General features: G+C 69.8%; 20 protein-coding genes and 6 tRNA genes. 11 read left to right on the forward strand and 15 right to left on the reverse strand.

The features are described from left to right. Window positions 1-37: 37 nt before the first annotated feature. Window positions 38-2,035, reverse strand: a complete 1,998-nt coding sequence (gene thrS, locus MU407_RS06355; RefSeq protein WP_246956280.1) for a threonine--tRNA ligase — start codon at window positions 2,033-2,035, stop codon at window positions 38-40. Window positions 2,036-2,152: 117 nt separating this feature from the next. After that, complete coding sequence (locus tag MU407_RS06360) at window positions 2,153-2,584, reverse strand: Lrp/AsnC family transcriptional regulator (protein WP_246956240.1); 432 nt, start codon at window positions 2,582-2,584, stop codon at window positions 2,153-2,155. Window positions 2,585-2,780: 196 nt separating this feature from the next. Between MU407_RS06360 and MU407_RS06365 the strand changes: the two genes are divergently transcribed. Then, the gene (locus MU407_RS06365) at window positions 2,781-3,809 is read left to right on the forward strand and encodes an ornithine cyclodeaminase (protein WP_246956242.1); all 1,029 of its coding nucleotides are present in this window, start codon (window positions 2,781-2,783) and stop codon (window positions 3,807-3,809) included. Between the two features lie 2 nt (window positions 3,810-3,811). Next, window positions 3,812-4,831, forward strand: coding sequence for an arginine deiminase-related protein (locus tag MU407_RS06370; RefSeq protein WP_102235810.1), 1,020 nt, complete (start codon window positions 3,812-3,814; stop codon window positions 4,829-4,831). Between the two features lie 104 nt (window positions 4,832-4,935). On the opposite strand, the gene MU407_RS06375 is transcribed toward MU407_RS06370, so the two are convergent. From MU407_RS06375 to MU407_RS06415, 9 genes are all read right to left on the reverse strand, one after another. After that, on the reverse strand, window positions 4,936-5,553 hold the full coding sequence (locus tag MU407_RS06375; protein ID WP_102235809.1) for an NAD(P)H-dependent oxidoreductase: 618 nt from the start codon (window positions 5,551-5,553) through the stop codon (window positions 4,936-4,938). 97 nt (window positions 5,554-5,650) lie between these two features. Beyond that, entirely contained in the window at window positions 5,651-6,550 is a 900-nt protein-coding gene (locus MU407_RS06380; RefSeq protein WP_102235808.1) for a HAMP domain-containing sensor histidine kinase, read from the reverse strand. Then, a complete protein-coding gene (locus MU407_RS06385; RefSeq protein ID WP_102235807.1) occupies window positions 6,547-7,269 on the reverse strand; it encodes a response regulator transcription factor in 723 nt (240 codons plus the stop codon). The genes MU407_RS06380 and MU407_RS06385 overlap by 4 nt, the downstream gene beginning before the upstream one ends. 57 nt (window positions 7,270-7,326) lie before the next feature. Beyond that, window positions 7,327-7,854, reverse strand: coding sequence for an OmpA family protein (locus MU407_RS06390; RefSeq protein ID WP_233190667.1), 528 nt, complete (start codon window positions 7,852-7,854; stop codon window positions 7,327-7,329). Beyond that, window positions 7,851-8,555, reverse strand: a complete 705-nt coding sequence (locus MU407_RS06395; RefSeq protein WP_246956245.1) for a hypothetical protein — start codon at window positions 8,553-8,555, stop codon at window positions 7,851-7,853. The genes MU407_RS06390 and MU407_RS06395 overlap by 4 nt, the downstream gene beginning before the upstream one ends. A gap of 182 nt (window positions 8,556-8,737) precedes the next feature. Next, window positions 8,738-8,809 (reverse strand) — tRNA-Val (locus MU407_RS06400). A gap of 24 nt (window positions 8,810-8,833) precedes the next feature. Further along, window positions 8,834-8,904: transfer RNA gene (locus MU407_RS06405), tRNA-Cys, on the reverse strand. A gap of 73 nt (window positions 8,905-8,977) precedes the next feature. Beyond that, window positions 8,978-9,050: transfer RNA gene (locus MU407_RS06410), tRNA-Gly, on the reverse strand. A 23-nt stretch (window positions 9,051-9,073) separates the two neighbouring features. Then, window positions 9,074-9,145, reverse strand: a tRNA-Val gene (locus MU407_RS06415). Window positions 9,146-9,381: 236 nt separating this feature from the next. Here MU407_RS06415 and MU407_RS06420 point away from each other — a divergent pair. The 5 genes from MU407_RS06420 (at window position 9,382) to treZ (ending at window position 16,363) form a co-directional block, all read left to right on the forward strand. Then, window positions 9,382-9,457: transfer RNA gene (locus tag MU407_RS06420), tRNA-Gly, on the forward strand. A gap of 27 nt (window positions 9,458-9,484) precedes the next feature. Next, window positions 9,485-9,556: transfer RNA gene (locus tag MU407_RS06425), tRNA-Val, on the forward strand. A 210-nt stretch (window positions 9,557-9,766) separates the two neighbouring features. Next, the gene (gene glgX, locus MU407_RS06430) at window positions 9,767-11,932 is read left to right on the forward strand and encodes a glycogen debranching protein GlgX (RefSeq protein WP_246956247.1); all 2,166 of its coding nucleotides are present in this window, start codon (window positions 9,767-9,769) and stop codon (window positions 11,930-11,932) included. Window positions 11,933-12,005: 73 nt separating this feature from the next. Beyond that, window positions 12,006-14,576: a malto-oligosyltrehalose synthase gene (gene treY, locus MU407_RS06435; RefSeq protein ID WP_246956249.1), complete on the forward strand. Its 2,571-nt coding sequence runs from the start codon at window positions 12,006-12,008 to the stop codon at window positions 14,574-14,576. Next, a complete protein-coding gene (gene treZ / locus MU407_RS06440) occupies window positions 14,573-16,363 on the forward strand; it encodes a malto-oligosyltrehalose trehalohydrolase (protein ID WP_246956251.1) in 1,791 nt (596 codons plus the stop codon). The genes treY and treZ overlap by 4 nt, the downstream gene beginning before the upstream one ends. Window positions 16,364-16,406: 43 nt before the next feature. On the opposite strand, the gene zapE is transcribed toward treZ, so the two are convergent. Next, complete coding sequence (gene zapE / locus MU407_RS06445; RefSeq protein WP_246956253.1) at window positions 16,407-17,438, reverse strand: cell division protein ZapE; 1,032 nt, start codon at window positions 17,436-17,438, stop codon at window positions 16,407-16,409. 131 nt (window positions 17,439-17,569) lie between these two features. Between zapE and MU407_RS06450 the strand changes: the two genes are divergently transcribed. After that, window positions 17,570-18,313 (forward strand): dihydrofolate reductase family protein, encoded by a 744-nt coding sequence (locus MU407_RS06450; RefSeq protein WP_246956255.1) that lies wholly within the window; start codon window positions 17,570-17,572, stop codon window positions 18,311-18,313. A 22-nt stretch (window positions 18,314-18,335) separates the two neighbouring features. On the opposite strand, the gene MU407_RS06455 is transcribed toward MU407_RS06450, so the two are convergent. Then, the gene (locus MU407_RS06455; protein WP_246956257.1) at window positions 18,336-19,688 is read right to left on the reverse strand and encodes an alpha/beta hydrolase; all 1,353 of its coding nucleotides are present in this window, start codon (window positions 19,686-19,688) and stop codon (window positions 18,336-18,338) included. Between the two features lie 79 nt (window positions 19,689-19,767). On the opposite strand from MU407_RS06455, the gene msrB reads away from it, so the two are divergent. The 3 genes from msrB (at window position 19,768) to MU407_RS06470 (ending at window position 22,211) form a co-directional block, all read left to right on the forward strand. After that, a complete protein-coding gene (gene msrB / locus MU407_RS06460) occupies window positions 19,768-20,196 on the forward strand; it encodes a peptide-methionine (R)-S-oxide reductase MsrB (protein WP_102235799.1) in 429 nt (142 codons plus the stop codon). A gap of 120 nt (window positions 20,197-20,316) precedes the next feature. Beyond that, a complete protein-coding gene (locus tag MU407_RS06465) occupies window positions 20,317-20,943 on the forward strand; it encodes a DUF3000 domain-containing protein (protein WP_102235798.1) in 627 nt (208 codons plus the stop codon). Beyond that, entirely contained in the window at window positions 20,940-22,211 is a 1,272-nt protein-coding gene (locus MU407_RS06470) for an HRDC domain-containing protein (protein WP_246956258.1), read from the forward strand. The genes MU407_RS06465 and MU407_RS06470 overlap by 4 nt, the downstream gene beginning before the upstream one ends. 9 nt (window positions 22,212-22,220) lie before the next feature. Here the strand turns inward: MU407_RS06470 and MU407_RS06475 are convergent, their stop codons facing one another. Both MU407_RS06475 and MU407_RS06480 read right to left on the reverse strand, forming a co-directional pair. Then, on the reverse strand, window positions 22,221-22,886 hold the full coding sequence (locus MU407_RS06475; RefSeq protein WP_246956260.1) for an NUDIX hydrolase: 666 nt from the start codon (window positions 22,884-22,886) through the stop codon (window positions 22,221-22,223). A gap of 4 nt (window positions 22,887-22,890) precedes the next feature. Further along, the gene (locus MU407_RS06480) at window positions 22,891-24,669 is read right to left on the reverse strand and encodes a CTP synthase (RefSeq protein ID WP_348648016.1); all 1,779 of its coding nucleotides are present in this window, start codon (window positions 24,667-24,669) and stop codon (window positions 22,891-22,893) included. Window positions 24,670-24,674: the final 5 nt, after the last annotated feature.

Genomic DNA, 24,674 nt, shown 5'->3' on the forward strand with positions numbered 1-24,674 from the left:
TCGTGGCCGCCCGTCCCCTGCGCTCCCCCCGCTGGGATCACACCTGCACCTTGTCCCGGATCGCCGTGACGATGCGCTCTACAGCTTCGTCGACGGGGATGCCGTTGTCTTGGGAGCCGTCGCGCAGGCGGAAGGAGACCGCGCCCTTGTCCTGGTCCTCGCCACCGGCGATCAGTAGGTAGGGCACCTTCTCCTTGGTGTGGGTGCGGATCTTCTTCTGCATGCGGTCATCGGAGGCGTCCACCTGGACGCGCACCCCGTGCTCGCGCAGCTTCGCGGCGACCTGCTCGAGGTAGGGCACGTACTCAGCGGCCACGGGGATGCCGACCACCTGCACGGGGGCCAGCCACACCGGGAACGCGCCCGCGTAATGCTCGGTGAGCACCCCGAAGAACCGCTCGATGGAGCCGAACAGAGCACGGTGGATCATCACCGGGCGCTGGCGGGAGCCGTCGGGCGCGGTGTACTCCAGGTCGAAGCGCTCCGGGAGGTTGAAGTCCAGCTGGATGGTGGACATCTGCCAGGTGCGGCCGATCGCGTCCTTGGCCTGGACGGAGATCTTGGGGCCGTAGAAGGCGGCGCCGCCGGGATCGGGCACGAGATCCAGACCCGAGGCGGTGGCGACCTCCTCGAGCGTGCGGGTGGCCTCCTCCCAGGTCGCGTCATCGCCCACGAACTTCTCGGGGTTCTTGGTGGACAGCTCGAGGTAGAAGTCTTCCAGCCCGTAGTCCTTGAGCAGGTCCAGCACGAAGGTCAGCAGCGTGGTGAGCTCCTCGCGCATCTGCTCGCGGGTGCAGTAGATGTGCGCATCGTCCTGCGTGAAGCCGCGGGCGCGAGTGAGACCGTGCACGACGCCGGACTTCTCATTGCGGTACACGGTGCCGAACTCGAACAGCCGCAGCGGCAGCTCGCGGTAGGAGCGGCCGCGGGAGCGGAAGACGAGGTTGTGCATCGGGCAGTTCATGGGCTTGAGGTAGTAGTCCTGGCCCTGCTTGGTGATCTGCCCGGTCTCGTCACGCTCCTCATCGAGGTGCATGGCGGGGTACATGCCCTCCTGGTACCAGTCCAGGTGGCCGGAGGTCTGGAACAGCTGCCCCTTGGTGATGTGCGGGGTGTTCACGAAGGAGTAGCCGGCCTTCACGTGCTGGCGGCGGGAGTATTCCTCCATCTCCATGCGGATCATCGCGCCCTTGGGGTGGAAGACCGCCAGGCCCGAGCCGATCTCGTCGGGGAAGGAGAACAGATCCAGCTCGCTGCCCAGCTTGCGGTGGTCGCGCCGCTCGGCCTCGGCGATGCGCTCCTGGTGGGCGCGCAGGTCCTCCTTGGTGGCCCAGGCGGTGCCGTAGATGCGCTGCAGCATCGGGTTCTTCTCGCTGCCGCGCCAGTAGGCGGCGGCGGAGCGGGTGAGGGCGAAGCCGTTGCCGATGTGCTTGGTGGTGGGCAGGTGCGGGCCACGGCACAGGTCCGTCCATACCACCTCATCGCGGCGGTTGACGTTGTCGTACATGGTCAGCCCGCCCTCGCCGACCTCAACGGAGGCGCCCTCGGCAGCATCGGCAGCGCTCGACTTCAGGCCGATGAGCTCCATCTTGTAGGGCTCATCGGCTTCCTCGGCGCGGGCGTCATCGTCGGAGATCTCGCGGCGCACGAAGCGCTGGCCCTCCTTGATGATGCGCATCATCTGCTTCTCGAGGGCCTTGAGGTCCTCGGGGGTGAAGGGCTCGGCGACGTCGAAGTCGTAGTAGAAGCCGTCGGTGATGAAGGGGCCGATGCCGAGCTTCGCTGCGGGATTCACCTTCTGGACGGCCTGGGCGAGGACGTGCGCGGTCGAGTGCCGCAGAATGTTCAGCCCGTCTTCGCTGGTGATCTCCACGCCCTGGACGTCCTGTCCGTCCTCGACGGCGGTCGCGAGGTCGCGCAGCTGACCGTCGATCCGCAGGGCGATGATCTCGGAGCGGCCCGTGAACAGCTCGGTGCCCGTGGTCCCGGCGGTCGTGGCGTGCGGAGTGCCATCGAGGGTGATGCGGATGTCCATGGCGGACGGGGGCTGATTCACGGTGCTGTTCTCCTTGGATCGGGTCGATCCGACCGACGATGCCGGATCCACCCGTGATCGTAGCCGCCTCAGCGGGCGCGCCGCACTGCGGCGTGCTCAGCGCAGCACGGAGCTCAGCAGCAGTGACGTCTCAGAGTTGACCACGCCCTCGATGCCGCGCAGGCGCCGCAGCACCGCATCGAAGGCCGGCAGGTCTCGGCAGACGATCTCCGCCACCAGATCCCAGCCGCCGTTGGTGGTGTGCAGTGCCTGGATCTCCTCGAAGCCGCGCAGGTGGCGGATCACCCGGTCGGTGGTGCGCCCCTCGACCTCGATGAAGCTCACGGCCCGGACCTGGCCGAGCGCTGCAGGCTCACGCACCCGCACCGTGTACCCGGTGATCACGCCCCGCGCGGCGAGGGCATCCATGCGCGCGGTGACGGTCGCGCGGGAGACGCCCAGGCGCTCGGCCAGGTGCGTGATGGGAGCGCGTCCGTCGGTGCGCAGCGCTGCCAGGAGCCGCTGATCGAGGTCGCTGAGGGCTGACATGAACAGCATGCTAATCAGACCCCGACACATTGCGAAGCTATGGCGAAAATTTCGCGCACGTCGCCTCTTGAGCACGCACTTCGTTCTCCGTAGCGTCGGGCCAAGCGTGCCCAGGTGCTGCGCGAGGCACCGCACGCTGACTGGAACTGCACGATGACTGGACCAGGGCACGACGAGGTGCCGGGAAGGATGCGAGATGACCGATCTGCTCGATGTGGCCGCGATGGCGCGCTGGATTCAGCGCGATGGTGCGGAGGCGATCCTGCGCGGCATGGCGCAGTACGTGGAGGATGACTACCGGCGCTTCGACCGCTTCGACAAGACGCCGCGCGTGGCCTCCCACACCCCGTTCGGCGTGATCGAGCTGATGCCCACCTCCGATGGTGAGCTGTACTCCTTCAAGTTCGTCAACGGTCATCCGCTGAACCCGGCGCGCGGGTTCCAGACCGTGACAGCCTTCGGCGCCCTGGCGGATGTGGACAACGGGTACCCGATCTTCCTGGCGGAGATGACACTGCTGACGGCGCTGCGCACCGCGGCGACCTCCGCGATGGCCGCGAAGCACCTGGCCCGGCCGGACTCCCGCATCAGCGCGATGATCGGCTCCGGCTCGCAGTCTGAGTTCCAGGCCCTGGCGATGCGGGCGGTGCTGGGCATCGAGGATTTGCGGATTTACGACATCGATCCCGCGGCGATAGACAAGATGTGCCGCAACCTCGAGCCGCTGGGCTTCCGGATCCACCGCGCCGACTCGCCGCAGGAGGCCGTCCAGGGCGCGGACATCGTCACGACGTGCACCGCGGACAAGGCTCTCGCCACGATCCTCACCGACGACATGGTCGCCCCCGGCATGCACCTGAACGCGATCGGCGGGGACTGCCCTGGCAAGACCGAGCTGGAGGCCGCGGTCCTCGACCGCGGACCGGTGTTCGTGGAGTTCACGCCGCAGACCCGGATCGAGGGCGAGATTCAGCAGAAGGATCCCGACTTCCCCGTGGTGGAGCTGTTCGAGGTGCTCTCCGGCGCGCACCCGGGCCGTGAGAGCGCCGAGCAGGTGACGATCTTCGACTCCGTGGGCTTCGCGGTCTCCGACTTCGCGGGGCTGCGCTACGCGCGCGAGGCGAACCTCGGCACCGAGCTGATGGGACAGGTGGACCTGGTGGCGGATCCCGAGGATCCCAAGGACCTGTTCTCCCTGGTCGCTGCCCTCAGCCCGGTGGGCTGAGGATGAGCCTCACGGACGTGCTCTCCCCCGTCCGAGGTGCCCAGGTTCCGCTCACCGACGCGGATGCGCGCGCGGCCCGCGCGGCGGATGCCTCCGGGCTGCGCACGGCGCAGTCGCCATCGGCCGTGTTCCTGGTGCGCCCCCACCACTTCACCCCGAACCCGGTCACGCGGGCGGACAACGCCTTCCAGCGCCTGGCCGACGGCAGCCCCGCAGACGTCGCCGCGCGAGCTCGCGCGGAGGTGACGGCCCTCGCGGCGGCGCTGCGGCGGGCCGGTGTCGCGGTGACGGTGTTCGACGACGCCTCCGCCCGCCGCCCGGACAGCGTGTTCCCGAACAACTGGATCACCACCCACGCCGACGGGACGGTGTGCCTGTTCCCGCTGTACGCCCCGAACCGTCGTCCCGAACGACGTGGTGATGTGCTGCGACGCCTGCGCCAGGGCTTCGTGGTGCGCCGCGTGGTGGACTACTCCCCCGGCGAGGAGGACGGCCGGTTCCTCGAGGGCACCGGCGCGATGGTGCTCGACCATGTGCACCGGGTGGCCTACGCCTGCCGGTCCCGGCGGATGGACGAAGAGCTGCTGGCGGAGTTCTGCCGTGACCGCGGCTACGTGCCGCTCGTGTTCGATGCGAGCGATGCGACGGGCGTGCCCGTATACCACACGAACGTGCTCATGAGCATCGGCGAAGAGATCGCCGTGATCGGCGCGGAGATGATCCGGGACCAGATCCAGCGCGAGCGGGTGCTGCACGCGCTGCGCGAGAGCGGCCGCACCGTGGTCGAGCTGACCGAGGCGCAGGTGCGCTCCTTCGCGGGGAACTGCAAGGAGCTGACTGGCCGCGGCGGCCCGGTGCTGGCGATGTCCACCACCGCCCATGCCTCGCTGCAGCCGGATCAGCTGGCGATGCTGGAGGCGCATGTGCGCGTGCTCGCGCAGCCGGTGCCGACGATCGAGGCGGCCGGCGGATCCGTACGCTGCATGATCGCGGGACTGCACCTGCAGCGCCGCGCGCAATGATCAGCGCGCCGGGCCGGGCTGAGACCAGCCCAGCCCGGCGCGCCGATCGGCCAGAAGCTCTGTGCGGCCAGAAGCTCTGTGCGGCTAGAAACACTCTTCTGCGGTCACAGGCTCGCCGCGAGCTCTCGCACCGCAGCAAGGGCCTGCTGCATGATCTCCTCGGCCCGGTCCGGTTCGTGGTCCATGCCCTCGGCGGCGTAGGACTCCACCTCGCAGCCCAGGAAACGGAACATTCCTGCGACGTACTGCGTGGCAGGATCCTGCTGGTTGAAGTGACCGCCGCTGGCCTGCAGGTGAACGACCTTCTTCCCGGTGATCAGGCCCTCGGGCTCCCCGGACTCGTTGTAGCGGAAAGAGATGCCGGAGCGGCAGACGGTGTCGATCCAGGCCTTCAGACGGGTGGGGATCGAGAGGTTCCACAGGGGGTTGGCGATCACCACGAGGTCCGCAGCGAGGAACTGCTTCGTGTACTGGTCGAACAGCGCGAGCTTGTTCTGCTGCTGCGCCGAGAGATGCGAGAAGTGCTCCCCCGCGGCCTGGGCCTCCCATGCGCTCATGAGGTCGAGGTCGATCTCCGGGACGGCGGTGTCGTACAGCCGGACCTCATCCACCGCGGCATTGGGATGTGCACTGCGCAGCCCCTCGAGAAAAGCATCGGTCATGGCCATGGAACGGGACTTGTCGGAGCCCAGGGGGTGGGCGCGGATGACGAGGACTCGCATGATGTCTCCTTCGACGTCGTACCCGGCGTGCGCCGAGCTGGATGTGCGGCTCGCAATCACCCTACGTGAGGAGCCTCACGTGTGCACCCGTTCCCACTCAGCCTCCTGCGGGTGCGGCCGGCAGGCGCAGCGTGACTGTAGATCCCTGGCCGTGCCAGGAGGCGAGGTTTGCCGTACCGCCGTGACGCTCCATGATCGCGCGCACCATGGGCAGTCCGAGTCCGGAACCTTCCGTCCCCCGCACCTCGCGGGAGCGTTCGAGCTCCTCCCACACCAGGGCCAGCTCATCGGCCGGGATGCCGCGCCCGGTATCGGCGATCTCGAGCACCACCTGGCCGTCCTCCTCGCGGCCCCGGATCTCGATCGCGTCCCCGGGCGCGGAGTACTTCACAGCGTTGGTGAGCACATTGCTGAGTGCCAGGAACAGCAGGTCGGAGTCCGCGCTCACCGGTGGCAGCGGACGGGGTGCTCGCGGCAGGGAGATGCCGAGCCGGCGCTGGGATGCGCCGGGCAGTTCCCCGGCGCAGAGCACCACCTCATCGACCAGTTCGGCGAGGTTGACGGTGGAGCGCTCCAGCGTGGCGTGCTCCACCTCGCTGATCTTGCGCAGATCCCCCAGCAGCCCGCTGAGGCGGCGAGCCTGCAGGTCGATGCTGGCACGCTGCCGGTCGGAGGGTTCATCGGCGAGCGCCGCCCGGATCCCCTGGATGGGGTTCTTCATCTCGTGATCCAGCCGGGCCAGCAGTCGTCGGCGCCGTTCCGCATGCTCCTGCTGAGCTTCGGCGCGGACATGCTCCTCGCGCCGGCGCACAAGCGCCCCGACGGCGAGGGTGGGCAACAGGGCGAGGGCGGCGAGGAGCCCCACCAGCACCGGAACCCAGGTGAGGGAGCCGGTGATGCGGTAGTCAGGGCCGCCGCCGAGCAGCCACCACACCAGGCTCGTCACCAGGCCCAGTGCGGGCAGGGCGAGCAGAGCGGACAGGAGGAAGCGCCTCATGCGCGCTCCACCGCAGCCAGGAAGCGATACCCCGTGCCGGGAACGGTCTCGAGGTAGATCGGGGTGGAGGGATCGTCCTCGAGCACGCGGCGGATCTCAGCGATGCGGTGGTCTACCGCGCGCGTGGTGACGATCGACTCGAAGCCCCACACGCGTTCCATGAGGCGCTCCCTGCTGAACACCTCGTCGGGATGGCTCATGAGGAACTCCAGCAGCGCGAATGCACGCGGCGTGAGCGCCCTTTCCCGTCCGTCCAGCAGCACGCGCCGAGCGGGGCGCTCGAGCCGCACGTTCCCAGCCACCAGGGCCTCGGCCGCGCTCAGGGGCGCTACCCCGGCGATGCTGCGGCGCAGCACCGCGCGAATGCGGGCCAGCAGCTCGAGGGGGTCAAAGGGCTTGGTGAGGTAGTCATCGGCCCCCTCATCCAGCGCGGCGGCCCGCTCGAAGGTCTCCCCCACCTCGGTGAGCAGGATGACGGGCAGCCAATCTCCTTCGGCGCGGATGCGCCGCAGGGTCTCGCGGCCGTCCAGCACGGGCATGAGCACATCGAGGATCACGAGGTCCGGGCGCCGCGAGCTGATGCGGCGCAGGGCATCGGCACCGTCGATGGCCGTAGTGACCTCGAGGCCGTTGCGCTCGAGCACCGGGCCGAGATGCTCGCGGATCGTCGCATCGTCGTCGACGAGAAGGATCCTCGGCCGAGTAGCGGGAGGGAGCATCGGTGTCCTTCCGGTCAGGATCCGGTTGCGGGGCCGGCAGCCCCGCCCGGTTCAATGTCAGCCGTCATAGCGGATCTCCACCCGACGGTTCTGGGCGCGGCCATCGGGCTCGTCATTGCTGGCCACCGGGTCGGCTTCGCCGTGTCCGGTGACCTTCGGCTTCAGATCCGATCGCGATGCGGTGATCGCATCGGCCACCGCCTGCGCACGCTCCTTCGACAGCACGTCGTTACCGCGCTGGTAGGGCACATTGTCGGTGTACCCGTCGACGAGGATCTCCACCCCCTTCGGGACATCCTTCACGAGCTTCCCGATCTTGGCGGTCGCCGCGTCACTGAGGTCGCTCTTGCCGGTCTCGAACAGGATGTCGGAGGCGAGGGTGATGACCGTGTCCTCACCGTCGCGGTCGACGGTCTCCAGCGGCGTGATCTGCTTGTCCAGCGGGGCGATCATCGGGTCCAGGGGCGAGATGTTCTCCTCGCCATCGGCGAGGGCACGGCCGGCCAGTCCCACGGCGGCAAGGCCGAGCAGCATGACGGCTCCGCGTCGGCTCCAGGTGGCCTGCGGGGCGGGTGCGGCGCTCATCCTTCGATCTCCACGTCGGTCGCCATCGGAGCGCCGTCGACCAGGTTGACATCCATCGTGGTGACGTCCTTCGGCGGGGCGGCGAACATGGCGAAGGCGTAGAACGTCTGCCCGGGCAGGAATTCCGTTCCCTGGTACTCGGTCTGCGTGTACTGGTTCTGGTCGGACTTCATGACACCGTGGCGGTTGAGATTCACGGTGTCCACCGCGAACGGGTTCCAGCCCTGGCCCCCCAGGTAGTCCCAGAGCCAGGAGGACTCGACGTCCTTCGCTGAGGAATTGACGAGGAAGCTGAAGGTGGCGATGAGGGTCTCGCCGCTGCGGCGCAGGCCGTACAGCGAGACGGTCATCGTCGCCTCGGGGTCGCCGTCCACGACGGCAGGGATCTCGGCGGTGAAGACGGGCTCTCCGAGGTCGGCCGGGTTCACGCCCGCGGCCTGCGTCTCCTCATCGATGACGGTGTCTTCATCGCCGCCGCCGTCAGAGGCGGCCGGCTCGGTGCCGTCCTGCGGTCCGCTGCCGTCGGACGGCTCCTGCCCGTCCTCCTGCGGGGCGTTCTCGCCCTCTCCCCCAGAGGCACCGGAGTCCTTCTTCTCCTCGCCGAGGCTCAAGGAGCAGCCGGTGAGGCTCGCCGCGCCGAGCAGCGCGAGCGCAACAGCTCCGCGGCGCGACATGACGGATGTGCGTGCGGCCGTGGTCATGGTGGTCCTCCCCCATCGTGATGCGCGGCGTCTCCGCGCTGACGAGTAGGAGACTACGTATCGTCCGGCGGAGAAACGTCGCATCGGTGTACCAGGTGCGGCGCGTCTGTCGCAGTCCTGCGACACGAGGTTATCCGGCATGCGACAGGGCCCCGATCCGAAGATCGGGGCCCTGCTTCCCGTGCGCGATACTGGGATCGAACCAGTGACCTCTTCCGTGTCAGGGAAGCGCGCTACCGCTGCGCCAATCGCGCCGACGACGCCTGCGCGTCGCGGAGAGGTGGGTACGGGATTCGAACCCGTGTACACGGCTTTGCAGGCCGTTGCCTAACCACTCGGCCAACCCACCAGGGAGATGGCGTGCGCCGCCCCTCCATGCGAAACGGCGCTCCCGACGGGATCGTCGAGGCGCCGTTCCTCGGAGCGGACAACCGGATTCGAACCGGCGACCCTCACCTTGGCAAGGTGATGCTCTACCAGCTGAGCTATGTCCGCACGGGGGATCCGTGGATCCCGCGTGGGCGATACTGGGATCGAACCAGTGACCTCTTCCGTGTGAAGGAAGCGCGCTACCGCTGCGCCAATCGCCCTCGGTGCGCCCGCTCGGAAGCGGACTCGAAGAAGCCTACACGCTTTTCGGTGCGGTTCACGCCAGATCCAGTGTGACCTACATCCGATCCACTGCCGGTGAGTCCCCAGGACTCACCCCCGGTGACCTCGGCCACGGCCGGCCCCGCGCATTTGCCTCGAGCCATCGATGCGGACTACTGTTCTTCCTCGTCGGTCATGCCGCCGAGCGCATCGCTCAGCGCGGCACCTGGCACCTGCGGACGTAGCTCAGTTGGTAGAGCATCACCTTGCCAAGGTGAGGGTCGCCGGTTCGAATCCGGTCGTCCGCTCCATCCCTCCCCCGCGTCCTCGGACGCAGCGGGCGATTGGCGCAGCGGTAGCGCGCTTCCCTGACACGGAAGAGGTCACTGGTTCGATCCCAGTATCGCCCACCCTCTGACACGGCCCCGGCAGCTGCCGGGGCCGTCGTCGTTCCCGCGACCGTCATGCCCGTGTCACTCCTATCCTCTCCACCCGCGCGGTCACGTGGATCACCCCGCGATGGTCATCCAGGTCACGGGGAGGTGTCCACCAGGTGACCGACCCCGCACGGTCAGGCCCCGAGCACCGGATGGACCGCGGAGGGGACGTACTCTGAGCCCATGCAGATCTGGACCGGACAGTCCTACCCCCTGGGTGCCACCTTCGACGGCTCGGGCACGAACTTCGCACTCTTCTCGGAGGTCGCCGAGCGCGTCGAACTGTGCCTCATCGACGATGACGGCAGCGAGCGTCGCATCGAGGTCACCGAGGTCGACGCCTACGTGTGGCACGTCTACCTCCCCGCGGTGCAGCCCGGTCAGCGATACGGCTACCGCGTGCACGGCCCTTACGACCCGGCCTCCGGGCACCGCTGCGACCCCAGCAAACTGCTGCTGGACCCGTACGCGAAGGCGATCGCCGGCATGGCCTCCAACCATCCTTCGCTGTACAGCTACGACTTCGATGACCACGCCCAGCGCAACACCGAGGACTCCGGTGCGCACACCATGCACTCCGTCGTGGTCTCGCCCTACTTCGACTGGGGCAACGATCACCCCCCGGCCCATGAGTACCACGACACCGTCATCTACGAGGCCCACGTCAAGGGCCTGACCATGCAGCACCCGGACATCGATGAGTCGATCCGGGGCACCTATGTGGCGATGGGCCACCCGGCGATCATCGAGCACCTCAAGGAGCTGGGTGTCACGGCTGTCGAGCTGATGCCCGTGCACCAGTTCGTCCAGGACGGCCACCTGGTGGAGAAGGGCCTGCGCAACTATTGGGGCTACAACACCATCGGCTTCTTCGCCCCGCACAACGAGTACGCCTACGCCGGGGACGCGGGTCAGCAGGTCCAAGAGTTCAAGCAGATGGTGAAGAACCTGCACGAAGCGGACATCGAGGTGATCCTCGACGTGGTCTACAACCACACCGCCGAAGGCAACCACATGGGCCCCACCCTGTGCTTCCGCGGCATCGACAACGCCGCCTACTACCGCCTGGTGGAGGAGGACCGCTCCCACTACTACGACACCACCGGCACCGGGAACTCGCTGCTCATGCGCACGCCGCATGTGCTGCAGCTGATCATGGACTCGCTGCGGTACTGGGTGACCGAGATGCACGTGGACGGCTTCCGCTTCGATCTGGCCTCCACGCTCGCCCGGGAGCTGCACGAGGTGGATCGCCTCTCGGCGTTCTTCGACATCATCCAGCAGGATCCGATCATCTCCCAGGTCAAGCTGATCGCCGAGCCGTGGGATCTGGGCGAGGGCGGCTACCAGGTGGGCGGCTTTCCGCCGCTGTGGTCGGAGTGGAACGGCAAGTACCGCGACACGGTGCGGGACTTCCACCGCTCTGAGCCGGGCAAGCTCGCCGACTTCACCTCGCGTCTGGCCGGCTCGTCGGATCTGTACCAGCACACCGGCCGCACCCCGATCGCCTCGATCAATTTCGTCACCGCGCACGACGGTTTCACCCTGCGGGACCTGGTCTCCTACAACGACCGCCACAATGAGGCCAACGGCGAGGGCGGCAACGACGGCGAGAGCCACAACCGTTCGTGGAACTCCGGCGCCGAAGGGCCGACGGAGGATGCGGACGTGCTGGCGCTGCGCACCCGTCGGGCGAAGAACCTCATGGCCACGCTGCTCCTCAGCCAGGGCGTGCCGATGATCCTGCACGGCGACGAGATGGGCCGCACCCAGGACGGCAACAACAACACCTACTGCCAGGACAATGAGCTGTCCTGGATGGACTGGGACCTGGATGCACACCAGCAGGACATGCTGGCCTTCACCCGGGAGATGATCGCCCTGCGGCAGGAGCATCCGATCTTCCGGCGGCGCCGCTTCCTGCAGGGCACGGTGCGCGACGGCGCCGAGAGCGAGCTGCCGGATGTGGAGTGGTTCGCCACCGACGGGGAGCCGATGACCCAGGAGGACTGGGACGAGGCGCAGAACAAGTGCCTGACCATGTTCCTCAACGGCTCCGCGATCCCCGAGCCCAATCAGCGCGGCGAGCAGATCGTGGACGACTCCGCCCTGGTGATGTTCAACGCCTCCGGCAATGACGTGAACTTCACCCTGCCGCCCGCGCATCACGGGGAGCAGTGGGAGGTGGTCCTGGGCACCGGCGACACGATCGACGTGGGCACCACGCTCGAGGCCGGTGCGACGCTGACCCGACCGGGCCACTCCCTGCTGATTCTCCTGCGTCCGCCAATGGACCTGGACGCCGAGGAGACCGAGAGCGCGGACACGGACCGTCCGGCCCGCGCCTGAGACCAACCTGCCCCGTCGGCCGGGCTGCGCCAGCGCGCCCGGCCGACCAGCCGTCGAGCCGAGGAGCCCCATCGTGAGCACCGCACCCGCCGCCCCCACCTCCCTGACCTCCACTCCGCCCGCTGCGCCTGCCGCCCCCACGTCGACCTACCGGCTGCAGCTGAGCGCGGAGTTCACCGCCGATGACGCGGTGCGGGTGGTGCCGTATCTGGCGCGGCTCGGCGTCGGGCACCTGTTCTGCTCCCCCGTCCTGCAGGCCGCGCCCGGGTCGATGCATGGCTATGACGTCGTGGATCACACGCGCATCAGCGCGGAGATCGGCGGTGAGGCGGCCTTGCGGCGCCTCGCCGCGAAGGCGCATGACCACGGCCTGGGCCTGATTGTCGATGTGGTCCCCAACCACATGGCGATCCCCACCCCGATCTGGCACAATCGCGCCCTGTGGTCGGTGCTGCGCGAGGGCCCCGCCTCCCCGTACGCGGCGTGGTTCGACGTGGAGCTCTCGGCCGAACGGTCCCTGCTGGTGCCGGTGCTGGGCCGCCCGATCGGCGCGGTCCTCGCCGATGGTGAGATCACCCTGGAGGAGGTCGATGTGCCGCAGGCCGACGGGTCGGTGCGCACCGAGACGGTGGTGCGGTACTTCGAGCACGTGCTGCCGGTCGCGGAGGGCACCGAGCATCTGGGGCTCGCGGATCTGCTGGATCGCCAGTGGTACCGCCTGGCGTACTGGAAGGTCTCCGATGAGGAGCTGAACTACCGGCGCTTCTTCGATGTGAACACCCTCGCCGCGGTGCGAGTGGAGGACCCCGAGGTGTTCGCGGCCACCCATGAACTGCTGCTGGGCCTGCAGGCTGAGGGCGTGATCGACGGCTACCGCATCGACCATCCCGATGGGCTCGCCGATCCGCGCGGCTACCTGCGGGATCTGCACGCAGCCTCCGGGGGCGCCTGGACGGTGGTGGAGAAGATCCTGGAGGGCGAGGAGCATCTGCCCTCCGATTTCCCCTGTGCGGGCACCACGGGCTATGACGCGCTGTGGCGCGTGGGCGGGCTGTTCCAAGATCCGCATGGCGCGCTGGGGCTGACGCATCTGTGGCAGCGTCGCACCGGGGATCTGCGCCCCTTCGCGGAGATCGCCCGGGAGTCTGCGGCGCTGATCATGTCCACCAGCCTGTGGGCGGAGATCGAGCGGCTGACCACGCTGATCCACCGCATCTGCCAAGAGGACATCCGGCTGCGGGACACCACGCGGCGGAACATCCAGACCGTGATCGTGGCGCTGCTGGGGTCGATGGATCGCTACCGCGCCTACATCGTGCCCGGGGAGCCGGCGCCCGGATCCGAAAGGGCGGTGCTCGAGCAGGCGGCGGCCCGGGCCCGCACCGAGCTGGGGGACGATGAGGATCTCACGGCGACGCTCGAGATCGTGCTGGCGCTCGTGTGCGGCGATGAGGTGGGCAGCGCGGGCCGCACCCGGCGCGCCGAGCGCGACGAAGTGGTGGTGCGCTTCGCCCAGACCTGCGGGCCAGTGCACGCCAAGGGCCTGGAGGACACCGCCTTCTACCGCTACACCCGCTTCGCGCCGGTGACGGAGGTGGGCGCGGATCCGGAGCGGATCGGCGTGGAGCCCGATGAGCTGCACGATCACGCCCAGCACATGCTGCGCACCTACCCCGATGCGATGACGACGCTGTCCACGCATGACACCAAGCGCAGCGAGGACGTGCGCGCACGCCTGGCGGTGCTGACGGAGCTGCCGCTCGAGTGGTCCCTGGTGGTTCAGGAGCTGGATCGCACGACGAGTGCGCACCGTGGCGACCGCGTGGATGGCGCGATCGAGCTGCTGCTGTGGCAGGTGCTGGCTGGCTGCTCCCCGCTGCACGGCTGTGACGCGCCGCCGCTGGATGCCGAGCGGCTCGAGAGCTACCTCGCCAAGGCGATGCGCGAAGCGAAAGTGCACACCACCTGGACTGAGCAGGACGCCGACTATGAGCAGCAGGTCCAGGATTTGGGCCGCGCCGCGATCACCAGTGCGGAGGTCGCCGAGATCCTCGCGCAGTGGAACCGCCGCACCGCGAGCGCGCAGCGCGCCGCGATCCTCGGGCAGAAGCTCGTGCAGCTGACAATGCCGGGCGTGCCGGATGTGTATCAGGGCAATGAGCGGGTGGACTTCTCCCTCGTGGATCCCGATAACCGCCGCCCGGTGGATCATGCCGCGCATGCCGAGCGCCTGGTCCGCATGATCGACGGTGCCGGGCCGGAGGGGCTCGGCGATGAGAAGCAGTGGCTGACGCATCGGGCGCTCGTGCTGCGCAGGGAGCGGCCCGAGCTGTTCCGCGGCCGGGAGGCCTCCTACCGTCCGCTGCCCACGACCACCGCGCACGCCGTGGCTTTCGGTCGCGCCGTCGCCGACGGGCCGGTGGAAGCGGTCACCGTGGTCACGCGCCTGGCGAGCGGCCTTGAGCGGCGCGGCGGCTGGGGCGAGAACTGGATCGCCCTGCCTGAGGGGCGGTGGCGCGACCTGCTCACCGGGGCCGAGCATGACGGCGGACGCCTGCCCCTCGCCGAGCTGCTCAGCGGCTGGCCGGTGGCGCTGCTCGTGCCGGCGACTGCCCCGTCGGCCGCGCCGGAGACCACCCGATGAGCCGCCCCGTGCCGGAGCGCGCCTACGACCGCTACGAGGTGTGGGCCCCCGCCGCGTCCGCTGTGGACGTGCAGGTGGAGGGGGTCATCCATCCGCTGCGCCCGTGTGGCCAGGGGTGGTTCGAGTTGCCTGATCGGCCGGCCCGGCCCGGGGAACGCTACGCCTTCCGGCTCGATGGCGGGCCGCTGTGGCTGCCGGATCCGCGCTCGCTGTCCCAGCCCGACGGGGTCCATGCGCCGTCCGAGGTGGTCGATCCGCGGGCCCTGCGGGAAAACGTCGGCTGGCGGGGCGCTGACCTGCGCGGGGCGGTGCTGTACGAGCTGCACGTGGGCACGTTCACGCCCGGCCCGGACGGCCGCGGCGGCACCCTGGACAGCGCGATCGAGCGTCTTGATGAGCTGGTGGACCTGGGAGTGGACGCGGTGGAGCTCATGCCGGTGGCGACCTTCCCCGGTTCCCGCGGCTGGGGGTACGACGGGGTGGGCCTGTATGCGACGCAAGCCGCCTACGGGGGCCCGGCGGCGCTGGCCCGTTTCGTCGCGGCGGCGCATCGGCGCGGCCTCGCGGTGCTGCTCGATGTGGTGCACAACCATCTGGGGCCTTCCGGGAACTACCTGGGCATGTTCGGCCCGTATTTCACGGATCACTACCAGACTCCGTGGGGCGATGCGGTCAACCTCGACCAGGAGGGCTCCGCGCAGGTGCGTGCCTTCCTGCTGGGCAGCGCCCGGCAGTGGCTCGTGGACGTGGGGGTGGATGGCCTGCGGCTGGATGCCGTGCATGAGCTGCGCGATGAGGAAGCATCGCAGCCTTTCCTCGCCGAGCTCGCCGATGCCGTCGCCGCCTGGGAGGAGGAGACCGGCCGGCCCCTCACCCTCATCGCGGAATCGGATCGCAATCAGCCCACGACCGTCTCGCCTACTGCTGTTGGCGGGCTCGGGATGGATATGCAGTGGGCCGATGATGTGCACCACGGGGTGCATGCGTGGATCACCGGCGAGCGCCAGGGCTACTACGGCGATTTCGGGTCCGCCGAGGCACTGGCGAAGGTCCTGACGGGCATGTTCCTGCATGACGGCAGCTACTCCTCCTTCCGCGGGCAGACGTGGGGTGCCCCGGTGGATCCCGCGAGCACCGACTATGACGCGCATTCCTTCGTCACCTTCCTGCAGGACCACGACCAGGTGGGGAACCGGGCGGCCGGTGACCGCATTCACCATGGCCTGCCGCCAGCGCTGCATGCGGCTGCGGCCGCGCTGATCTTGCTGGGGCCGGGCACGCCGATGCTGTTCCAGGGGGAAGAATGGGCGGCCTCGACGCCGTTCCCCTTCTTCACCGACCATGACGAAGAGCTTGGCCCCCTGGTCAGCGCTGGCCGGGCCGAGGAGTTCGCGGCGATGGGCTGGTCCGATCCGGTCCCGGACCCGCAGCAGGAGCAGACCTTCACCTCCGCGCTGCTGCGCTGGGAAGAGCGGGAGCAGGCCCCGCATGCGGCGATGCTGGAGTGGTATCGCACGCTGCTGCGGCTGCGGCGCGAGCACGAGGACCTGCGCGACCCGGATCTGCGCTCCGCGGAGGTGACCGTGCTGGGCGAGCAGACCGTGCTGCTGCGCCGCGGGAGCATCGGCGTGCTCGCCCACCAGGGAGAGCAGCCGCTCGAGGCGGCGCAGGTGCTCGATCAGGCCGGGATCTCTGCGGCCGATGGGGTGCTCGCGAGCTTCGGCGCCGATGCCGCAGATCCGGGGTACCTCCCAGGCCCGGGCGTGATCGTGCTGCAGCTCGCCTGACCGGCACTGCCCGCCACGGGGCCGTGCCGCTCTGGCAGGCTGCTCAGCCCAGCAGGGCGGCGCCGTCGCGGGTGAGGGAGGCCAAGCGTGACAGGGCCCGGAGATACTTCTTGCGGTACCCGGAGGTGAGCATCTCGGGGGTGAAGAGATCCTCGAGCACCCCGGGCTCAGAGGTCCCGGCGAGGGACAGCAGCACCGGGATCTGCTGATCGTAGAGACGGTCGACGAGCACCACGAAGCGCAGGGCGTCGTGGTGGTGGGTGAGCCCGCGCACCCCGGTGAGGTGGACACTGCGCACATCGTCGATCAGCGCCTCGTAGCGGGAGGGGTGCACCTGCGTGAGGTGGGCCAGCAGGTCCTCGAAGGCATCGAGCGTGGCACCATCGGCCGCAGCAGCGTGCTCGCGCAGCGCCTCCTCGGCCACGGCGGTGATCTCGGCGGTGGAGTCGCGGCGCCGGTAGTCCTCACCGTCGATCCGCAGCACCTCGAAACGCTCCGCCATCGCCTGGATCTCTCGCAGGAAGTCCTGGGCGGCGAACCGCCCCTCCCCCAGGGCGTCCGGGAGGGTGTTGGAGGTGGCGACGATCGCGACCTGCCGGTCGGACAGCTCGCGGATCAGCCGGGTCATGAGCAGGGTGTCGCCGGGGTCGTCGAGCTCGAACTCGTCGATGCACACGAGCCGGGATTCAGCCAGCAGATCCACGGCCTTCTGGAAGCCGAGCGCCCCCACCAGGTCCGTGTACTCCACGAAGGTGCCGTACACCCGCTGGCCGCCCGCCTCATGGAATAGGGAGGTCAGCAGGTGGGTCTTGCCGACCCCGAAGCCGCCGTCGAGGTAGATGCCGCGGGCTGGTTCGCTGCGGCGCCGCAGCTTGGAGAGGATCCCCCCGCGGGGCCGGTCCAGCGCGGCGGCGAAGGCGGCGATGCGCTCCTTGGCCTCCTGCTGGGAGGGGTGCGCGGGGTCGGGCACGTAGGTGTCCAGGCGGGCGCTCGCGAACCGCGGCGGGGGCACGAGGTCTGCGAGCATGCGCTCGAGAGACGGTTCGGGCCGGCGGTCGCTGAGGGCTTCGATCACCCGGCCGAGTCTAGGCGCAGGCCGTGAGCTGGCGGTGAGCCGCGAGCCTGCGGAATGATCGGTGCCACATGGTCCGGTGGGCCGACGGGGACATGCCCCGCGGCGCCGCCTGCTGTCCCCGGGGAGGTTCGATGCATCTGCTGCTGCGCCATGGTGCGGTGCTGCCTGCCTCGCTGCCGGTGCGCGATGACGCCGCGGGGGTGCAGCTGCTCGCCGAGCTGTATGCGCTGCCGCGCGATGCCGTGCGGGTGCGCGCCATGATGAACACGACGATCGACGGGGCGGTGGTGGGGGCCGATGGGACGAGCGGCCCGCTGCGCAATCCGGATGACTCCCTCGTGTTCTCGGTACTGCGGGCCCTCGCAGATGTGGTGCTGGTGGGGGCGCAGACGGCGCGAGCGGAGGACTACACCCAGGTGCAGGGGCATGCGGGGCTGCTCACGCCCTCCCGTCGGCCCGGCGGCGGGGACCGCCCGGTGCTGGCGATCCTCTCCCGCAGCGGTGAGCTGCCCCGCGGGGTGGATCCAGACGGCACCACGCTGCTCATCACCCCCGCCGCGGGGGCCAAGGACGCGGCGGAGCGCTCAGGGCTGCCGCGGGAGCGGGTGCTGGGGGCAGATACCCCGCAGCAGGTCATCGCGCTGCTCGCGGCGCGGGGGCTGCGCGGGATCCAGGCCGAGGGCGGCCCGTCGACCCTGGGATGGCTGCTGCACGCCGGTGTGCTCGATGAGCTGTGCCTGTCCACCACCCATCGGACCGTGGGTGGGGACTCGCCGCCGGTGCTGCGGGCGCCGGTGCTTGATCAGCCCTGGCAGCTGCGTTCCCTGCTGGTGGGCGAGCACGCGAGCAGCAGCCGTTACACGCGCCCGGCGTGAGCAGCTCCCCTGCGACACCGCGTCACAGGCGCAGGCCGATGGATCCTTCGAGGGCCGGCGCGGCGGGGTCGCGGACCGGGACGCTGATCTCGCCGACGTCCTCGAGGTCCAGGGCGTCGATGAGGAAGTCCGCCAGGCGCCGCTCGTACCGGGCGGGGTCCCGGTTCCACTCGCGGGTGTGGGAGGCGCCGTCGACCGGCACGTACTCGATGAGGTCCTTGCGGCGGGCGGCCAGCAGTCGGCTGGGCTCGGGCGGGACGGTGGCATCGTCCATGGCATGGAACAGCAGGGTGCGGTGGCGCAGATGCTCGGCGTAGTAGCTGGGGGTCATCTCATGCAGGGCGAGCGGTTCGTGCAGGCGCACCATCCTCGCGCCCATCTGGGAGGTCATCATCCACAGGGCCAGGCGCCGCATCGGTGCCGGGGCCTTCAGCGCGGTCGCGTGGTAGATGAGGATGTCCTGCCAGTCCACGGCTGGGGAGTCGAGCACGAGCGCGGCGATCTGCTCGCGGTGCGCTGAGCGCACGGAGGTGCGCAGCACGATCCCGCCACCCATCGACCAGCCCATCAGCAGGATTCGACGGGCGCCGTGGGCCAGGGCGAACTCGATCGCCGCCTCAGTGTCCTCCCATTCCGCCGACCCCAGGTGATGCATGCGGTCCGCGGAGGCCGGGGCCCCGGCGTCATTGCGGTAGGTGATGACCAGGCTGGTGAGCCCCAGGCGGTGCAGCAGGGGGATCACGCGCAGCGCCTCCCCGCGGGCGGATCCGTGCCCGTGCACGAGGATCGCCCAGGTGTCCGCGTGACCATCGGCCGCGCCGCGCACCGCATCAGGACGGACCAGCCAGGCGGGCATGTGCCCCACCGGGGATTCGATATGCACTTCGGTCGTGGGCAGTCCGTGCGCGGTGCGCGGGTCCCCGGCCCAGAAGAAACCGTTCGAGGTCGCCCGGTCCACGGCCAGCGGCACATCGGTGTCCGCGGCGAGCATCTGTCGCGCCACCGTGCGGGGTGTGGGGTGGCCGATGACCTCGCCGAGCCGCACATGCGCGGTGCCCGTGTTCTGCCGCAGCGCCATGACGCCTCCGCGCAACGAGGTGGGGTTCGCATCCAGGTGCACCCGGTCCTCGTGGACAGCGCGGACGGTGAGGTCGGGGCGGCCGCGCAGACCCTCGCGGGGCACCAGGGGCAGGCGCGCCATGACGCGCGCGCCCAGAGTCAGCAGGCCGCCGCTGAGTGTGAACGCCGCCGCAGCGCCGATAGCACCCATCACCGCTACCTCATGCCAGCGGGCGAGGTCGGGCCGGATCGGCGGGCTGGTGAGTGCGCGCTGGAGCAGCCCGGGAGGGCGCTGGGGCGTGGGTTCGCTGCTCATAGCGGGCAGTGTAGTGAGGGCGGCAATGCAGTGAGGACGGCAAAGTCGTGAGCACGGCAAGCCAGATATCATCGGCCCCATGAGCAGCGAGCAGATCGGTTCCTCCTCCTACCCGGTGGCGCTCAGCGCCGAGCAGTGGCGCGAACGCCTCTCCCCCGCCGAGTTCCACGTGCTGCGCGAGGGCGGCACGGAGCGTCCGGGCACCGGGGAGTACGAGGAGGTGCGTGAGGCGGGCACCTATGCCTGCCGGGCCTGCGGGGCAGAGCTGTTCACCGCGGACACCCAGTTCGATGCCCACTGCGGCTGGCCCGCATTCTGGGCGCCGACGGACTCTGCGGCGGTGGAGCTGCTGGAGGACACCTCGCTGGGGATGCGCCGGATCGAGGTTCGGTGCGCGCGCTGCGGCTCCCACCTGGGGCATGTGTTCGAGGGAGAGGGCTTTCCCACTCCCACCGATCAGCGGTACTGCATCAATTCGATCTCCCTGCGGCACAGCGACGACGCCTGAGCCGCTCACCCCGAGGCGCGGAGCCTAGCGAGGGCTGTCAGCGCGCTGTGGTCCCTGCACCCGGCGGGCACGACGGCGCGCCTGAGCGGGAGCGCGAGGGTGCGCGGATAGCCTCGCAGGGTGTCCGTCCATAGAATCCGCTCCGGTGATGACGCCTTCACCGCCGCGATCGATGCGATGATCGCGGCGCCGCTGCGCCCCGAGATGGTCTGGCGCACCATTCCTGCGCCGTCCCGGATGGCGCCCTCGACGTGGGCGTGCACAGGCGAGATCACGGTCCATGACGAGGAGCTCTCCTCGGGACGCCTCGTGATCCTCCACGACCCGGCCGGGCAGGAGTCCTGGGACGGGACGTTCCGGATGGTGGCGCTGGTGCAGGCACAGCTGGAGCCCGAGTTCGCGATCGAATCGATGCTGGGGGATGTGGCGTGGTCGTGGGTGACCGAGTCGCTCGAGCTGCATGATGCTGACGCCCGGGAGCTGGGCTGCACCGCCACGCGGGTTGTCTCCCAGTCCTATGGGGCGCTTGCAGGGCGCCCCTCCACGGTAGATGTGGAGATGCGGATCTCCTGGACCCCGGAGCCGGATGCGGCCGGGACCGTGGAGCTGGGCCCGCACTTCGCGGCCTGGACGGCGATGCTCGCGGCCGCCGGTGGTCTGCCGCCAGCGCCCCCGCGGATCGCGCCGATCGCGCCGACGCACCGGGCGCGCGCCCCGCATGCCGCTGCCGATGAGGGGCTCGCGTGAGCGCAGAGCAGAGCATCCCCAAGAACTCCCCTGACTCCCCGGGCTCCCCGGACTCCCCGATGCTGCGGGACCTCACGGCGCCGCGCGATGGACTCGTGCCGGTGATCGACCGGATCCAGCCGCTGCGCGCGTGGTGCGAGGCCGCCGCGCGTGCGCCGCAGGAACCGGTGGCGGTGGATGCTGAGCGTGCCTCGAGCTACCGCTACAGCGCCCGCGCCTACCTCATCCAGCTGCGCACCGCCAGCGCGGGCACCGCGCTGATCGACCCGCTGGCCTTCACGATCCCCCAGGGCCTGAAGACTCTGCTCGGGCAGCGTGAATGGGTGCTGCATGCGGCCGGGGCGGATCTGCCGAGCCTGGCGGAGCTGGGGCTTGTGCCCGCATCGCTGTTCGACACCGAGCTGGCGGCGCGCCTGCTGGGGATGGAGAAGGTGGGGCTGGGCGCCGTGGTCGCCGACACCCTGGGGCTGCGCCTGGCGAAGGAGCATTCTGCCGCGGACTGGTCGCAGCGTCCGCTGCCGGAGAGCTGGCTGGTGTACGCGGCGCTGGATGTGGAGGTGCTGATCGAGGTCAAGGATGTGCTCGCCCAGCGTCTCGCACAGGCGGGCAAGACCGCGTGGGCGCAGCAGGAGTTCGAGCATGAGCGCACCCATGAGCCGGGGCCCACGCGCTCGGCGAGCTGGCGGGGGCTGCACGGTCTGGGGGCGCTGAAGTCACCGAGGCAGCTCGCGGCAGCGCGCGCGATGTGGACGCGGCGCGATGAGATCGCTGCGCGCGAGGATCTGTCCCCGCATCGGGTGATCCGGGACCGGGATCTGGTGGCTGCGGCGAAGGAGGCTCCGCGGGGGCGGGAGGCTTTTGAGCGGGCGCTGCCGAAGGCGATGCGGGCCAAGGACCAGTGGTGGAAGACGGCCCGCAGCGGGGTGGAGCTGCCGGAGGCGCATCTGCCCGCACGGTCCGAGCGGTCCTATCCCCCGCCGCACAAGCTGTGGTCGAAGAAGTATCCGGAGGTGGCCGAGCGCTACCGGGCGGTGCGCGCGGCCGTCGCGCAGCGGGCCGAGGACCTCGAGCTGCCCAGCGAGAACCTGCTGCAGCCGGGACTGCTGCGGCACTGGGTGTGGGAGCACGAGGGCGCCGGCGCGGAAGAGGAGGTCGCCGCGGCGCTGCAGCAGCTGGGGGCGCGCCCCTGGCAGGTGGAGCAGTCCGCCCCCGTCATCCATCGGGCGATGCTCGAGGACGTCACTCCTCCCGCGACGAACGCCCCCTGAGCGGGGCGGTCAGTCGCGCCCGGGCCGCTCGAGGAAGGGTGCATCGGCCGGGCGGAGGGCGGCGATGCCCTCCCCGGAACGCACCGCAGCCAGCGCCAGCAAGGCGCTGACAGTGGTGGCGTTCGTGATCCGGCCATCGAGCGCCGCGGTGATGGCCTCCTGCAGCGGCACCCAGGCGGTGATGAGCTCCGCCTCCTCGTCGGTGCGCTCGAAGTCCAGCGTGGCCGCAGTGAGGCCGGTGGCGAGGTAGACGCGGATCACCTCGTCGCTGCCGCCGGGTGAGGGACGCAGATCCACCAGAGTGCGCAGGGCGGTGGCACTGACCCCCGCCTCCTCGGCGAGCTCGCGCAGGGCAGCGCGGTGCGGTGCCTCTCCGTCCCGGTCCAGCAGCCCGGCGGGGATCTCCCACAGCGTCGCGCCGACGGCATGGCGGTACTGCCGGATCAGCAGCACGCGGTCCTGTTCGTCCAGGGCGAGGACGGCGACGGCCCCGGTGTGGCACAGGTACTCGCGGTCGAAACGGACCTCGGCGGTGAAGTCGACGGTGTCGCGCACGAGGTCGAAGATCATGCCCTCGTGGAGGGTGCGTCGGGCGGCGACGGAACGCCGCCCGACCTCGTCGCGCAGCGCAGCGCCCGTCTCCAGGGCGGGCTCGGGACTGGTCTGGTCGGTCATCGTCTCACTCCTTGAAGCGCAGGGGCTCGGCGGGCTCGGGGTCGACTTCGAGCAGTCGCGTGTCCATCTGCGCCTGCAGGGCCGCGCCGATCAGCCCGGCGAACAGGGGATGCGCGCGGGTGGGGCGGCTGCGCAGCTCCGGATGGGCCTGGGTGCCGATGTAGTAGGGGTGCTCGCTGCGGTCGAGCTCGACGAACTCCACCAGCTCGTGACCGTCCTCGAGAGTGGAGGTGCCGGAGATCTTCAGGCCCGTCTCCTCGAGCCGGGCGCGGTAGGCATCGTTGACCTCGTAGCGGTGGCGGTGGCGCTCGGACACCTCGGTGCTGCCGTAGGTGTCGGCGGCGAGCGATCCCTCGGCCAGGTGATGCGCGTAGGTGCCCAGGCGCATGGTGCCGCCCAAGTCCCCATCCCCGGCGATGATGTCCCGCTGCTCGGCCATGGTGGCGATCACCGGGTCGGTGGTCTCCGGGTCGAACTCGGTGGAGTTCGCGCCGAGCAGGCCCAGCTGGTGCCGGGCGTGCTCGATCACCATGGACTGCATGCCCAGGCACAGGCCGAGGGTGGGGATGCGGTGGGTGCGGGCGTGGTGGAGGGCGCCGATCTTCCCGTCGACGCCGCGGATCCCGAAGCCGCCGGGCACGACGATCGCATCGACGTCCTTCAGCTGCTCGCGGGCGCCCTCGGGGGTGGTGCAGTCATCGGCCTGCACCCAGCGCAGGTGGATGCGGGCGCCGTGGTGGAACCCTCCGGCGCGCAGCGCTTCGGTCACGGAGAGGTAGGCGTCGGGCAGGTCGATGTACTTGCCCACCAGCGCAACGGTCAGTTCGTAGGCGGGGTGATGGACGCGCTGCAGCAGGTCTTCCCAGGCGGTCCAGTCCACATCGCGGCTGAGCAGGTTCAGGCGGCGGATCGCGTAGGCGTCCAGCCCTTCGGCGTGCAGCACCCGCGGGATGTCGTAGATCGAGGGGGCGTCCGGGCAGGTGACGACGGCATCGAGGTCCACGTCGCACATCGAGGAGATCTTCGCTTTGACGGAGGCGGGCAGCTCCCGGTCGCTGCGCAGCACGATCGCATCGGGCTGGATGCCGATCGAGCGCAGCGCCGCCACGGAATGCTGGGTGGGCTTGGTCTTGAGCTCCTGGGAGGGGCCGATGAACGGCACCAGGGAGACGTGGATGAAGAACACGTCATCCCGGCCGACGTCCTGGCGGACCTGGCGGGCGGCTTCGAGGAAGGGCTGGGATTCGATGTCGCCGACGGTCCCGCCGATCTCGGTGATGATCACGTCGACGTCTTCCCCGGCCTGGGCGCGCATGCGGTCCTTGATCGCCCCGGTGATATGGGGGATGACCTGGACGGTGTCGCCGAGGTATTCACCGCGCCGCTCCTTGGCGATGACGGTGGAGTACACCTGGCCGGTGGTGACGTTCGCATCGGCGGTGAGGTTCTCGTCGAGGAACCGTTCGTAATGCCCGATGTCCAGGTCCGTCTCGGCGCCGTCGTCGGTGACGAACACCTCGCCGTGCTGGAACGGATTCATCGTGCCGGGGTCCACGTTGAGGTACGGGTCCAGCTTCTGCATCCGCACGCGCAGTCCACGGTTCTTCAGCAGCATCCCAAGGGACGAGGCGGTCAGGCCCTTGCCGAGGCTCGAGACCACCCCGCCGGTGACGAAGATGTGCTTGGTCGCGCCGGGATTTCGGAACGGCTTGGTGGGGGCGGCGCTGATCCGCGGGAGAGGGCCGGTGGTGGGCGTGGGGGTGTTCGCGCTGGTATCTGCCACGGACT

This window comes from Brachybacterium sp. Marseille-Q7125 (genome assembly GCF_023062615.1).
GTDB lineage: Bacteria > Actinomycetota > Actinomycetes > Actinomycetales > Dermabacteraceae > Brachybacterium.